A 13,476-nucleotide genomic window follows, 5' to 3' on the forward strand; every position below is an offset into this window, starting at 1 on the left:
GCCAATCACTCAGCGGCTACGGGTGGGAATCTCGAACCAGACCGCTTTGCCTTCCCTGGTGGGTCGCGACCCCCAACGCCTGGCGAGTTGGTCCACCAGGTAAAGGCCCCGTCCGCCCTCGTCGTTCTCCCCCGCGCTCCGGATCCGCGGCAGGCGCAGGTCCTGGTCGAACACCTCGACCCAGACCGACTCCTCGCCTCTGCGCAACCGCAGCGTGAACTCCTTGTCGCTCACCACTTCGTCCTCGAAGCCGGGTACGTCCCACGACTCCTCGAACGGCAGCGGCGGCCCCTCGACGACCAGCTCCCTGCGCGGCACGCTTCCGTGGGCCGCGTGGAGCACCACGTTGGTGACGACCTCGGAGACGAGCAGGCAGGCCAGCTCGGCGCGCTCCTCGGGGACGTTCCAGCCGCCGAACGCCTCGGAGGCCATCCGGCGCGCCTCGCCGACCATGATCGGCTGGGCCGGGAACGTGCGCTCCTCGACGTCGAGGTCCGACTCGCTCGACCGGACCACCAGGATCGCCATGTCGTCGTCGATCTCGCCGGGCACCGCGACGGTCGCCGCGTCGGCCACCCGCTCCACCTCGGCGTCGGCCATCTTCGCCAGCTTCTCGCAGAGGACGCCCAGCGTCTCCTCGTCGCTCGGCATCCGGCCGTCGCGGCCGGGGCGGCGGTCGACCAGGCCGTCGGTGTAGAGGAGCAGCGCCGCGCCGGGTGGCAGCGTGCGCGTCTCCTCCTTGTAGACCAGGTCGGCGTGCAGGCCCTTGGCGCGTACGCCCAACGGCTGGCCGACCTCCTCGATGTCGAGCTCGACGCACTGGCCGTCGACGAGCAGCAACGGCGGCGCGTGCCCGGCGTTGGCGAACGACAGCTGCCGCGACCAGGCGTCGTAGACGAGGTATTGGCAGGTCACGATCGGCGGGACGCTGATGTCGGCGCCGCTGTCGTCCTTCTCGGGAGTGGCGATGATGCGGGTCCACTCGTCGAGCCTGGCCAGGATGTCGGCCGGTGACTTGTCGTCCTGCGCGAAGGCCCGCAGCGCCGCCCTGAGCTGGCCCATGATGGCCGCGGCCTTGGCGCCCCGGCCCTCCACGTCGCCGATGACGATGCCGACGCGACCGGCCGACAGCGGGATCACGTCGTACCAGTCGCCGCCGACCTGGGTCTGGATGCCCTGCCCGTGGGAGGCGAGCGGCGCCGCCGGGTAGTAGCGCACCGCGATCTGCAGGCCGTCGAGCTGGGGCAGCGCGCGCGGCAGCAGGTGCTTCTGGAAGGACTCGGCGGTGTGCCGCTCCTCCTCGAACAGCAGCGCGTTGTCGATCGCGAGCGCGACCCGGGTGGCGATGGCGCCGACGAAGTCGCGGTCGAAGGCGTCGTAGTGGGGGCTGCGGCGGTCGGTCAGGTTGGACAGCCCGAGGTACATCAGGCCGAGCGTCTCGCCGCGTACGCACAAGGGGGCCACGATGGCGGAGGTCATGCCGACCTCGCCGCACAGCTTGGCGCTGCCCTCGCTCGGCGACGGAAAGCTGCTGACGGCGAAGTCCTCGACGAGGATGGTCTCCTGGCGGCGCAGCGCGGTGTCGGCGTAGTGGGAGGCGGGGTAGCGGATCTCCGCGCCCACGGGCTTCCAGGTGCCGGCCGGTGGGCTCCAGCCCTGGACGTGCTGCGAGACCCGCCGGACCAGCCGGTCGCCCTCCATCAACTCGATGAAGCAGTGGTCGGCGAACTGCGGGACGAGCATCTCGGCCACCCGCTTGAGCGTCTCCTCGACGTAAAGAGAGCCGGCCAGCCGTTCGCCGATGCGCTCCAGCAGGCCGAAGCGGTCCTTCTCCCGCTCGTTGCTGCGCAGTGCCTCGCGGGCGGTGACGACGATGCCGGTCACCGACCCTGAGGGGTGGCGCAGCGGCACGGCCTGGGCGCGGACGTAGACGATCGTGCCGTCACCCCGCCGCACGTCGAAGGTGCCCTCCCACACCCCGCCCTTGAGCACATGCTTGGTGAGCTCGATGGCGAGCGGGTGGTCCTTCTCCATGATGCCCAGCGACAGCATCGAGGTGTCACGTGACGACTTCGACGGGCGGCCGAAGAGCTTCTCGGCGAACGGGTTCCAATAGAGGAGATTGCTGAAACGGTCGGTCACCACGACCGCCATCTCGGCATGATCAAGCACGGATTCGGCCGCCAGATGATCAGCCTCTTCCTGGGACACATCCCCCCAACGCTTCATCCGGAGACCACTCCTAGGGAGGGCATGTGCGCAATGCGAACCACGGGCACTCCTGCAACAGCGTCGACCGGCCGGGAGTGGAGGGCCTCCCAATAGGGATTCAACCAAGGAGTAGCGGGCGAGTCAGCGCCTGGAGACGAAAACATGCGCGGCAACGTCACGCGGAAGCTCCGCGAGAGTGTCGTTCGCGTCACCGTCACCTGTCACCCGCACACCGTCGTCGCTCGCCGCGAGCGTCACCTCGCGTCCGGGTTGTATCCCAACTTGCTTGAGTTTAAGCATCACAGCAGGATCGCTTTGCACTTGTTCGCTAATTCGCCGCACGACCACGGGTATATCTCTTGGTCCGGCGAGGTCGGACATGGACGTCAAGAGGCTGGGGCCGCCCTCGACGGGCTCTCTGGCGCCCAGCTCGCCCAGCCCGGGGATCGGGTTGCCGTGCGGGCAGACCGTCGGGTTGTGGAGCAGCGTCACCAGCCGGGTCTCCACGGACTCGGACATCACGTGCTCCCAGCGGCACGCCTCGATGTGCACGTCTTCCCAGGGCAGGCCGATCACCTCGGTCAGCAGGCACTCCGCGAGCCGGTGCTTGCGCATCACGCGCGTGGCCAGGGTGCGCCCGAGGTCGGTCATCGACAGGTGGCGGTCACCTTCGACGCGGACCAGGCCGTCGCGCTCCATCCGGGCCACGGTCTGGCTCACGGTGGGACCGCTCTGCTGGAGCCGCTCCGCGATGCGCGCGCGCAACGGGACGATGCCCTCCTCCTCGAGCTCGAAAATCGTGCGGAGGTACATCTCCGTGGTGTCGATCAGGCCGTGTGCGGTCAAGGCTCCTCCCAACTGAATGCTACGCCGGTCAGGGCATGGACTGGACCCGTCGGCGACGGGCACAGAAGTCACACGGGAACCCTATGGGGAGAACGAGCGACGATGGTGATGGACGACAACACCGGGGCAGCCCGGTTCCTTCCCGACCGCCTCGATCTCGCCGCGCTGCGGCGGGCCGCGGCCGGGTGTCAGGGCTGCGACCTGTTCAGGAACGCCACCCAGACCGTGTTCGGCGAGGGCCCGGCCGGCGCGCGGTTCATGCTGGTCGGTGAGGAACCTGGAGACCAGGAGGACCGCCAGGGCGCGCCGTTCGTCGGCCCCGCGGGACGCGTCCTGGATCGAGGGCTGGAGGAGGCGGGCATCGAGCGCGACGACGTCTACGTGACGAACGCCGTCAAGCACTTCTCCTTCACCCTCAGGGGCAAGAGGCGCATCCACCAGAAGCCGACGGCCGCCGAGATCGACGCCTGCCACCCCTGGCTGGCCTCCGAGCTGGCCGTGGTCCATCCGAAGGTGGTCGTGGTGCTCGGCGCGACCGCCGCGCGGGCGCTGCTCGGCAAGGACTTCCGGGTGACGAGGCAGCGCGGCGAGCCGGTCCCGCTGGGCGAGGCGCTGGCGGTCGCCACGATCCACCCGTCGGCCGTGCTGCGGGCTCCAGACCGGGACGAGGCGTACGCGGGCTTCCTCGCCGATCTCAAGGTGGCCGCGCGCACCGCCTGATCCCCTCTCAGGGGGCCGCGCGCATCGCCTGGTCCGCGCGTACGGCTAACCGGCCCGGTAGTTCCGGAAGCTCGGCACCGACAGCCCGACGATCAGGACCGCGACGGCGCACGCCAGCCCGCCACCCACCCACGCCCACGTCAGCCCGAACCACACGGCCGTCAGCCCGGCCCGCAGGTCGCCCAGGCGTGGCCCGCCCGCCACGACCACCATGAACGCCCCCTGCATCCGCCCGCGCATCTCGTCGGGAGCGTGCAGCTGCAGGATGGACTGCCGCCAGACCGACGAGACCATGTCGGCCACGCCCCCAACGGCCATCAGCACGACCATGAGCCAGAGCTGCTGGGCTAACCCGGCCGCGGCCACGCTGAGCCCCCAGAGCGCGATCGTGACCGTCAGCGCCACCCCCTGGCGGCGTACCCGGCCCACCCAGCCGGAGCCGAGCGCGCCGAGCACCGCGCCGATGGCCATGCCGGCCGACAGCCAGCCGAGCGCGATCGGCGAGCCGTCGAAGCGCTCGGACACGGCCTGCGGGATCAGCGCCCTGGGGAGCGCGAACACCATCGCGATGATGTCCACGACGAACGACATCAGCAGGACCGGCCCGGTCGCGATGTAGCGCAGGCCGTCGATCACCGAGCGCCAGCCGGGCCGCTGGATCTCGCCCATGGGGAGCAGCCGGGGCAGCCGGATCGCCGCGTACAGGCTGGCCGTGAAGAGCACCGCGTCGATCCCGTACGCCAGCGCGTAGCCCTGCCAGGCCAGCAGCACGCCCGCGATCATCGGCCCGATGATCGCGCCGAACCCGAACACCAGCGAGTTGAGCGCGTTGGCGGCGGGCACCAGCTCGGCGGGCAGGATCCTGGGGATGATCGCGCCGCGGGCGGGCGAGGTCATGGCGAACCCGGTGGCGCTCACGGCCGCGGCGAGCAGCAGCAGGTAGACGTTGCCCAGGCCGAGGAGGGCCTGGGCCAGGATGAAGAGCGTCGCGCCCCAGGAGATGAGCGAGCTGGTGATCAGCAGCCGGCGCCGGTCGACCGCGTCGGCGAACGCCCCGCCCCACAGCCCGAACACCATGAGCGGGAGCAGGTTGGCCAGACCCAGCAGGCCGACCCAGAACGAGGACTGGGTGAGGTCCCAAACCTGCTTGCTGACCGCGACGACGGTCACGCCGATGCCGATGTTGGCGATGGCCTGACCGGACCAGAGGCGCCGATAGGTGGGAACGGCCAGCGGCCGTATGTCTATGAGATGACGCTTGACCAACTCCCCGATTGCCACTTAAGGCACATTAAGGGGCAAGCCTCTCCAGAACCCATCCGGGGCGGGTTCGCCGGTAGCGCAGCCTGTCATGCATCCTGTCAAGCTGCCCCTGCCAGAACTCCACCTCCAGCGGGCTGACCCGGAACCCACCCCAGAAGTCGGGCACGGGCGGATGTTCCGGCCACCGGGCGGCGAGCTCGTCGTATCGGGCGTCCAGCTCCTCCCTGGACCGCACGACCGCGGACTGGCGCGAGGCCCAGGCCCCGATCCGCGAGCCGTACGGCCTGGAGTTGAAGTAGTCGGCCGACTCCTCGTGCGAGAGCCGTACGACCGTGCCCTCGATCCGCACCTGGCGGCGGATCGGGTGCCAGGGGAACAGCAGCGACGCGCGGGCGTTCTCGGCCAGGTCGCGGCCCTTGCGCGACTCGTAGTTGGTGTAGAAGACGAACCCCTGCTCGTCATAGCCCTTGAGCAGGACGGTCCTGGCGCTCGGCCGGCCGCCGGCCGAGGCCGTGGCCAGCACCATGGCGTTCGGTTCCGGCAGGCCGGCCGTGAGCGCCTCCTGGAACCAGGTGGCGAATTGGGTGATCGGATCGGCGGAGAGATCGGCTTCGAGCAGCGGCTCGCCCTCATACGTACGGCGAAGCCCCGCCAGCGCGGGCGGGCGCGAGGTGGCATCCACGAGACGGTATTCTTGCGCGCTTGGTGGCAGATCCCACACAACACTCCCTACCAGCGGCTTTCGCGTTCCGGCGGGTCCGGAGACCGACCACGGGCGGGTAGGGGGTTAAATTGACCCGCCGGTATCTCGACATCAAGGCATTGCCGCAACATGGCAAGAAAGGGAGGCGGCCGAGAATGTCCGACTTCAAACCCGGCCTCGAGGGCGTTGTAGCTTTCGAGACCGAGATCGCGGAACCGGACAAAGAAGGGGGCGCCCTTCGCTACCGGGGTGTCGACATCGAGGAGTTGGTCGGCCGTGTCCCCTTCGGGCACGTCTGGGGCCTGCTGGTCGACAACAAGTTCCAGCCGGGCCTGCCCCCGGCGGAGCCGTACCCCATTCCTGTCCACTCAGGTGACATCCGCGTAGACGTACAGAGCGCGCTGGCCATGCTGGCCCCGGCCTACGGCTTCAAGGCGCTCCTCGACATCAGTGACGAGGAGGCCCGCGACCAGCTCGCGCGCGCCTCCGTGATGGCGCTGTCCTTCGTGGCGCAGTCGGCGCGCGGCCTCGGCCTGCCGATGGTGCCGCAGAGCCGCGTCGACGAGGCCAAGACCATCGTCGAGCGGTTCATGGTCCGCTGGCGTGGTGAGCCCGACCCCAACCACGTCAAGGCCATCGACGCTTACTGGACCTCGGCCGCCGAGCACGGCATGAACGCCTCCACGTTCACCGCCAGGGTCATCGCCTCCACCGGCGCCGACGTGGCGGCCGCGCTCTCCGGTGCCGTCGGCGCCATGTCCGGCCCGCTGCACGGCGGTGCTCCGGCCCGGGTGCTGCACATGATCGAAGGCGTCGAGCACCTGGGCGACGCCAAGAAGTACGTGCAGAGCGAGCTCGACAAGGGCAGCCGGCTGATGGGCTTCGGTCATCGCGTCTACCGTGCCGAGGACCCGCGCGCGCGGGTGCTGCGCCGTACCGCCAAGGAGCTCAACGCGCCTCGTTACGAGGTCGCCGCCGCTCTGGAGCAGGCCGCGCTGGAGGAACTGCACGCGCGCAAGCCCGACCGGGTGCTCGCCACGAACGTCGAGTACTGGGCGGCCGTGGTGCTGGACTTCGCCGAGGTGCCCTCGCACATGTTCACCTCGATGTTCACCTGCGCCCGTACGGCCGGCTGGGCCGCGCACATCCTGGAGCAGAAGCTCACGGGCCGCCTGGTCCGCCCGAGCGCCAAGTACATCGGCCCGGCGTCGCGTCCCCTCAGCGACGTTCCCGGCGCCTCCGAGGTCGTCGGCATCATCTGACGTCTCGATCCCGCTGTTCGTACGGCTGCCGCGTTCTGACGCGGCAGCCGTACTTCATTTCGGCTGCGAGTCGGCGGTGTCGGGCAGGCCGGCGCACACGGCGTCCTTCGGGGGCGGCTCAGTGGCGTCCAGCGAGCCGCAGCGGACGACCGGCTTCGGGTTGCCCGCCCGCGCCACGTCCACCTTCATGATCGCGAAAGCCTTGTCGACCGGGGCGTGCAGATCGGCGGAGCCGAAGTCGATCTTCCCGCTGGAGCCGTTCCAGACCCGCCGGGTCAGCCGGTACAGGATGTCGCCCCGGCTGGGCAGGCCGCCGCCCTCCTGCGCTCCGGCCCGGTAGGCGGTACTGGCCGCCTGGTAGAGCACGTTGGCCGCGTCGAAGGTGAGGATGAGGTTGTCGTCGGAGGACTTCGGGTGCGCGCCCGCGAGCAGGTCGCTGATGAACGCGGTCTGCTTGGTGGCGCTCTGGTTCCACACCGCCCGGTGCGCCAGCGCCACGTAGTAGACCTCCATCTGCTTCATGTGGGCGATCTCACCCGCGTGGTCGGCCATCGCCCTGACGACGTCGTCGCCCGCGAGCACCTTCGCGTCCTTGCAGCCGCTGCCCTCTATCGAGGCCAGGAAGCCCAGGAACTCCGAAGCCCGCCCGGCATAGAGGAACACGTCCGGTTTGAGGCCACAGGCCGCCACAGCGGCCTCCTGGATGCCGCCCGACTCGACGTTGTAGTCCTTCGGCTCCTTGACGGCGATGCCCTGCGCCTTCAGCGCCGTCTCGAAGTCGTCGGCCAGGTTCTTCGTGTACTGGTCGGTGATCGATTCGTCCTGGACGATGACCGCGGACGGCTTGTCCACGTCCGCGAGCAGCATGCGCCGGGCGAACCGCGCGCCCAGCGTCGCCTCACGGAAGTTGGTCGGCCCCACCTGGAAGTGGTAGGGGGACGGCTGGCCGGGCCGCTTGCCGTCGGCGGAGTCGCCGACGTAGCCGATCCGGTCCGCCGTCGCCGTGGTCGCCACCATCGGGATCTTCGCCAGGTGCAACTCCTCGATCGCCTGGCTGACCCCCTCCACGCTGCGCGGCAGGCCGATCACGCCCATCACGTGCGGGTCCCGCGCGGCGAGCTCGGTGATGAGCTGCGCCGTACGGCGGCCGTGGCGGAAGTTGTCACCGGCGTTGGCGATCAGCACCTGCAGCCGGGGCGTGGTGCTGGCGGTCCGCTGCTGCTCCTCCACCGCCTCCAGCTCGGACACGGCAGCCGACAGCCGGATGTCGTTCGCCTCCGTCTTGGTGATCGAGAACTCGCCGAACAGGACCACACTGACGTACCGTCCCGAGCCGATGGCGTAGCCGTTGTTCGCGTCGATCTTCTTGACCAGGTCCTTCACGGCGCCGTCGAAGAGGTCGTCCGGCGTGGCGCCGGCGGCGTTCACGATGCCGACGCATTCGGTGCCGCTCCGCTCCGCCCATTGCAGGCCGCCGCAGTGCGCGGCCCTGTCTCGCTGCACCCAGAAGACCAGGGCGAACGGCAGGACCAGCAGCAGCCCTATGGCCGTCCAGTAGGCCAGGGCCCGCTTCCTGCGCGGCAGCACCGGCGGGTACTCCCCGACGGCGGGCACGTCCGTGGCCCGGATGCCGATCCGCAGGTCAGGGACGCGGAACCGGGCCGCGGCCCGCCACCGCCCGACGACCTCGGGCAGCCGGCCCAGCTCCGCGGACCCGATCGGCGGTCCGGGCGGGACGGAGGACACGGCCGCCAGCACGACCATCGGCGGCAGCAACCCGGTCGTCCTGGTGGTCTCCTCCACCAGCCGCAGGAACCGCGCGTTGACCCCGTCGGGATCGACGACCTCGATCAGCAGCAGGGCGTACAGCCCTCTGCCCCAGCTCGGCCACGGGATGATCCACTTCTTGTACGCCTCGCGTAGATCGCGCATCAGCGCGTGGACCAATAACCGCTCGACGTCCGTGTCGTCACGCTTGACATCCGCGTCGTCATCCGCGCCCTTGGCGTTGGCCAGGCGAAGCGCGTACTTGGCGGGGCCCTCGAACGGATCCCGCCGGATGTACGGCTGATTGCGGAGCCAGCCGGTGAACAGCGTCCCCCTGATCGAGAAGAAGGCCTGGCCGGTGGTGCCGAGCGCGGCCACCAACAGGCCGAGCACCCACGGGGCGAGGCCGACGAGGTCGGCGGGACCGTTGAACCACCAGACGGCCAGCGTGCCGACCGGCACCCAGGTCGTCGCGGCGCGCGCCAGGAAGTCGGCCGAGGTCCTGCGCCCCCGGTCGCTGTCGCGGCTGCTCCGCTGCCAATCCTTGAGCCGTTCCTTGAACATCCGGTAGCCCGTGTGCGTGCCCGGAGCCGGCAGCCAGTCCTCGGACTTGTTGCCCGGCGGCGGCAGGTGCCGCTGCTTCCTCGCCCACAGCACGAACTGCGCCAGCGGGAAGCGCGGCGGCGGCAGCAGCGACCCGCCCACCGGCTTGCCCAGCTCGCCCTGCTCCCCCGCCAGAGCCTCCACGAGCGCCTGGATCGACTTGTGCTCGCCCTCCTTGACGTGGGCGTACGGCACCGCGTCCTCGAACGGCTTGGCGAGCAGCTCGGCCGCGGCGAGCGCCTCGGGGCCCGTCACGAGCACCGTGGGCAACGGCGGATCGGCCCGCCAGAACACCGGCCGGCGAATCAACGCTTCGACGACATTCCGCAGATCGGCCACCCGGACTCCTCCAGCCGGTCCCCACCCGTGTTGCTGGACCAACGAATGATCGAGGGAAATGGTTCATCTGAATGGTGGCACGGAGACCCGGTCCTTCAGGGCCGGGAGAAAGCGCCACCCTTCCTTTCGAAAACAGTATGGAAAGTCTCGGTCACGTTCGGTAATATGTGCGGTGGGTGAGGCCGCTGTGACAGGAGGTGCGCGATGGCGATCCGCCGCTCCACCACCAAACGCCAGGGCCTGCCCACGATCGTGCAACTGCGACTCACACCCACCCCGGCTCAGGCCGACTCGCTGGCCGCGGCGGTGCTGTTGTGCAATCAGGCGGCCACCGTCGTGTCCCGGCTGGCGTGGCAGCACCGCGTCTTCGCTGTGGTGGAGTTGCATCGGCTGGCCTACTACGAGGTGCGGGCGCGGGTGGCCGGGCTGGGCGCGCAGGCGGCCGTGCGGGCGATCGCCCGGGTCGCGGGCGCGTATGCCAACCGGCGCGCTTCCAAGAAACGCGCTCACATCTTCCGCCCGCACGGTGCTGTGCCTTATGACGCCCGGCTGATGAGCTGGAATCGTGACGCCCGGATGGTGTCGCTGTGGACCCCCACCGGCCGCGTCACCGTGACCTTCACCGGCCGACCGGAAGACCTCAAAGCCGTGGACACGCTGCCGGTGGGCGAGGCCGACCTGATCTGCCGGCGCGGCGTGTGGCTGTTGCAGGTCGCACTCACTCTGCCGATGCCGGTGGTGTGTGAGCCGGTCGGCGGCTTCGTGGGAGTGGATCAAGGGGTGGCGAACCTGGCGGTCACCTCCGATGGTGCGGTGTTGCCTGGCTCCGCCTTGCCGGGGCCGGTCGGCGATAACGGCCACGTTCGCACCCTGCGGGAGCGGCGCCATCGCCAACGCCGGCGCCTGCAGAGGAAGGGGACGTCTGCGGCGCGGCGGGTGCTGCGCCGCCTGTCCGGGCGTGAACACCGGATGATGACCGACCTCAACCACCAAATCAGCACGTTTGTGGTGCGTGAAGCCGAACGCACCGGCCGCGGCGTCGCTCTGGAGGACCTTCAGGGCATCCGCGATCGGGTAAGGGCTCATCGGTTCCAGCGGCGCACCCTGCACAACTGGGCCTTCGCCCAGCAGATCACCTTCACCCGCTACAAGGCCACCCGAGCCGGGATCGCCTTCCTCCTGGTCGACCCCGCCTACACCTCGCAGGCTTGTCCGGACTGCGGGTACATCAGCCGGGCGAACCGGCCGGCGCGGGGCCGGTTCGTCTGCCAGAGGTGTGGCCTCGCTGGGCACGCCGACCACATCGCGGCCCGCAACATCGCCACACGCGGCATAGCGGGCTGGGCTGCCATCAACCAGCCACACGCTACCGGCCTCCCCTCAGCCAGACGGGACCGAGAGAGCAAACCACCAGATTCAACCGGTGGTAGTTGATCCTTTCTCAGGATCCGGACCCGGGTCCAGGCAAGCTCCTCGGGTAAGTACCCTTGGTCAGGTGGCTGACATCGTGATTCCCGCTGACATCAAGCCCGTCGACGGCCGCTTCGGCTGCGGGCCCTCGAAGGTTCGCACCGAGCAACTGGCCGCGCTCGCCGCCTCCGGCGCGAGCGTCATGGGCACCTCGCACCGCCAGAAGCCGGTCAAGAACCTGGTCGGCCGCGTACGCGCCGGCCTCATCGACCTGTTCGCGCTCCCCGAGGGCTACCAGGTCGTGCTGGGCAACGGCGGCACCACCGCGTTCTGGGACATCGCCTCCTTCGGGCTCATCCGGGAGCGGTCGCAGCACCTGTCGTTCGGCGAGTTCTCCTCGAAGTTCGCCACCGTCGCCAAGAAGGCTCCCTGGCTCGGCGAGCCGACGGTGATCAAGTCGGAGGTGGGCACCTACCCGGCCGCGGTGGCCGAGGACGGCGTCGACGTCTACGCGCTCACCCACAACGAGACCTCGACCGGCGTGGCCATGCCGATCGAGCGGCCGATGGAGCTGGGAGGCTCCGACGACTCCCTGGTGCTCGTGGACGCCACCTCCGGTGCGGGCGGCCTGCCGGTGTCCATCGACGAGACCGACGTCTACTACTTCGCCCCGCAGAAGAGCTTCGCCTCCGACGGCGGCCTGTGGATCGCGCTCATGTCGCCACGCGCCCTGGAAAGGGTCGAGGAGATCGCCGCCACCGACCGCTACGTGCCGGAGTTCTTCAGCCTGCCGGTGGCGATCGACAACTCCGGCAAGGACCAGACCTACAACACCCCGTCGGTGGCGACGCTGTTCCTGCTGGCCGACCAGCTCGACTGGATGAACGGCAACGGCGGCCTGGCCTGGACCACCGCCCGCACCGCCGACTCCGCCCAGCGCCTCTACACCTGGGCCGACAAGACCTCCTACACCACGCCGTTCGCGGCTCCCGAGTTCCGCTCGCAGGTGGTCGGCACGATCGACTTCTCCGACGACGTGGACGCGGCGGCCGTGGCCAAGGCGCTGCGCGCCAACGGCATCGTCGACACCGAGCCCTACCGCAAGCTCGGCCGCAACCAGCTGCGCGTGGCGATGTTCCCGGCCATCGACCCGGCCGACGTCGAGGCACTGACGGTCTGCATCGACTACGTGGTCGAGCGTCTTTGACCCGTTGCGCCGGTTACGTGGTTCTGACCCGTTACGGGGTTGAGCGTTTTTGACCCGTTACGTGGTCGAGCGTTTTTGACCCGTCCGGCGCGACAGCTCGTCCAGCAGGGCCAGGGCGTCCTCCTCCTCGACGCTCTGCGCGAACCTCGCCAGCACCGGCAGCCGGTCGGTGCTGGCCGCCAGCGCCTCCAGCATGAGCCGCGTGACGTGCTCGTCCCTGGAGTAGGCGGCCGCGTACTTGAAGGCGTTACGGTACGGCGTGCGGACGAGCAGCCCCTTCTTCACCAGCCGTTCGGCGACGGTCTGCACCGTGGTGTAGGCGAGCTCGCGCACCTCGTTGAGCGTGGCCAGCAGCTCGCGCACCCGCATCGGCTTACCGGCATCCCACAGCACGTCCATGATCGCGCGCTCCAGGGATCCCAGGTTCGCCAACAGACCAACCTCCGGCTCGGTGAGTTAGGAAACATTCTTCCCTAAAAGGCCCGCGCGCGACCAGGGCTGATCTCCCTTTGCGCCCAGTTGTGGCGACATATCCTCATGTGACAGGGGTTATACCGGATGAGTATGAGCAGGCGGCCCACTGGCCTGGGCTACCTGATGTTCGCCAGCCGCTGGCTGCAGGTCCCCCTCTACCTGGGGCTCATCGTGGCCCAGGGGGTGTACGTCTGGCAGTTCATGGTCGAGCTCTGGCACCTGATCGAAGGCGTTCTCCACGGCGGCGGCAAGGACCTGGAAGTCACGGTCATGCTGTCGGTGCTGGGCCTCATCGACGTGGTGATGATCTCCAACCTGCTCATCATGGTCATCGTCGGGGGCTATGAGACGTTCGTCTCGCGCATCAACCTCAACGAGCACCCCGACGAGCCGGAGTGGCTGTCCCACGTCAACGCGAACGTCCTCAAGGTCAAGCTGGCCACGGCCATCGTGGGCATCTCGTCCGTGCACCTGCTGCAGACGTTCATCAAGGCCCAGACGATCGAGGACAGCAAGATGATGTGGCAGACGATCATCCACCTGGCCTTCGTCCTGTCGGCCATCGGGCTGGCGCTGATAGATCGCCTGCTGTCCTCCTCCCCGGCCGAACGGGTGCACAGCTCCTAGAGTCGTGGCCGAGGGTCCCTGGGAGGGACACCCCTTCGGCGGGG

The 13,476-nt window shown here is 69.3% G+C and carries 11 protein-coding genes; 5 read left to right on the forward strand and 6 right to left on the reverse strand.

Annotation, left to right across the window (positions count from 1 at the left end; all coding sequences use genetic code 11):
* Positions 1–9: 9 nt before the first annotated feature.
* Positions 10–2,229 (reverse strand): SpoIIE family protein phosphatase, encoded by a 2,220-nt coding sequence (locus ACGFJ2_RS31515; RefSeq protein WP_357959827.1) that lies wholly within the window; start codon positions 2,227–2,229, stop codon positions 10–12.
* A 123-nt stretch (positions 2,230–2,352) separates the two neighbouring features.
* Positions 2,353–3,057, reverse strand: coding sequence for a metal-dependent transcriptional regulator (locus tag ACGFJ2_RS31520; RefSeq protein WP_393474425.1), 705 nt, complete (start codon positions 3,055–3,057; stop codon positions 2,353–2,355).
* 102 nt (positions 3,058–3,159) lie between these two features.
* Here ACGFJ2_RS31520 and ACGFJ2_RS31525 point away from each other — a divergent pair, with 102 nt between their 5' ends.
* A complete protein-coding gene (locus tag ACGFJ2_RS31525; protein ID WP_357959821.1) occupies positions 3,160–3,777 on the forward strand; it encodes a UdgX family uracil-DNA binding protein in 618 nt (205 codons plus the stop codon).
* 45 nt (positions 3,778–3,822) lie between these two features.
* On the opposite strand, the gene ACGFJ2_RS31530 is transcribed toward ACGFJ2_RS31525, so the two are convergent.
* Both ACGFJ2_RS31530 and pdxH read right to left on the reverse strand, forming a co-directional pair.
* The gene (locus ACGFJ2_RS31530) at positions 3,823–5,058 is read right to left on the reverse strand and encodes an MFS transporter (protein WP_357959818.1); all 1,236 of its coding nucleotides are present in this window, start codon (positions 5,056–5,058) and stop codon (positions 3,823–3,825) included.
* 10 nt (positions 5,059–5,068) lie between these two features.
* Positions 5,069–5,722, reverse strand: a complete 654-nt coding sequence (pdxH, locus tag ACGFJ2_RS31535; protein ID WP_225294082.1) for a pyridoxamine 5'-phosphate oxidase — start codon at positions 5,720–5,722, stop codon at positions 5,069–5,071.
* Positions 5,723–5,898: 176 nt separating this feature from the next.
* On the opposite strand from pdxH, the gene ACGFJ2_RS31540 reads away from it, so the two are divergent.
* The gene (locus ACGFJ2_RS31540) at positions 5,899–7,005 is read left to right on the forward strand and encodes a citrate synthase 2 (RefSeq protein WP_357959815.1); all 1,107 of its coding nucleotides are present in this window, start codon (positions 5,899–5,901) and stop codon (positions 7,003–7,005) included.
* A 54-nt stretch (positions 7,006–7,059) separates the two neighbouring features.
* On the opposite strand, the gene ACGFJ2_RS31545 is transcribed toward ACGFJ2_RS31540, so the two are convergent.
* On the reverse strand, positions 7,060–9,714 hold the full coding sequence (locus ACGFJ2_RS31545) for an ABC transporter substrate-binding protein (protein ID WP_393474430.1): 2,655 nt from the start codon (positions 9,712–9,714) through the stop codon (positions 7,060–7,062).
* Positions 9,715–9,918: 204 nt separating this feature from the next.
* Here ACGFJ2_RS31545 and ACGFJ2_RS31550 point away from each other — a divergent pair, with 204 nt between their 5' ends.
* Both ACGFJ2_RS31550 and serC read left to right on the forward strand, forming a co-directional pair.
* The gene (locus ACGFJ2_RS31550) at positions 9,919–11,148 is read left to right on the forward strand and encodes a transposase (RefSeq protein ID WP_358202134.1); all 1,230 of its coding nucleotides are present in this window, start codon (positions 9,919–9,921) and stop codon (positions 11,146–11,148) included.
* A 61-nt stretch (positions 11,149–11,209) separates the two neighbouring features.
* A complete protein-coding gene (gene serC, locus ACGFJ2_RS31555; protein WP_393474433.1) occupies positions 11,210–12,331 on the forward strand; it encodes a phosphoserine transaminase in 1,122 nt (373 codons plus the stop codon).
* A 57-nt stretch (positions 12,332–12,388) separates the two neighbouring features.
* On the opposite strand, the gene ACGFJ2_RS31560 is transcribed toward serC, so the two are convergent.
* Complete coding sequence (locus ACGFJ2_RS31560; RefSeq protein ID WP_358554652.1) at positions 12,389–12,763, reverse strand: BlaI/MecI/CopY family transcriptional regulator; 375 nt, start codon at positions 12,761–12,763, stop codon at positions 12,389–12,391.
* Between the two features lie 132 nt (positions 12,764–12,895).
* Between ACGFJ2_RS31560 and ACGFJ2_RS31565 the strand changes: the two genes are divergently transcribed.
* Positions 12,896–13,432, forward strand: coding sequence for a TIGR00645 family protein (locus ACGFJ2_RS31565; protein WP_357959802.1), 537 nt, complete (start codon positions 12,896–12,898; stop codon positions 13,430–13,432).
* Positions 13,433–13,476 lie beyond the last annotated feature (44 nt).

Source organism: Nonomuraea sp. NPDC049028 (genome assembly GCF_043197735.1).
GTDB lineage: Bacteria > Actinomycetota > Actinomycetes > Streptosporangiales > Streptosporangiaceae > Nonomuraea.

Coding starts and splice junctions, on each gene's coding strand:
- ACGFJ2_RS31540 (WP_357959815.1), top strand. CDS start 5,899: ATGTCCGACTTCAAACCCGGCCTCGAGGGCGTTGTAGCTTTCGAGACC.
- ACGFJ2_RS31525 (WP_357959821.1), top strand. CDS start 3,160: ATGGTGATGGACGACAACACCGGGGCAGCCCGGTTCCTTCCCGACCGC.
- ACGFJ2_RS31565 (WP_357959802.1), top strand. CDS start 12,896: ATGAGCAGGCGGCCCACTGGCCTGGGCTACCTGATGTTCGCCAGCCGC.
- ACGFJ2_RS31515 (WP_357959827.1), bottom strand. CDS start 2,229: ATGAAGCGTTGGGGGGATGTGTCCCAGGAAGAGGCTGATCATCTGGCG.
- ACGFJ2_RS31550 (WP_358202134.1), top strand. CDS start 9,919: ATGGCGATCCGCCGCTCCACCACCAAACGCCAGGGCCTGCCCACGATC.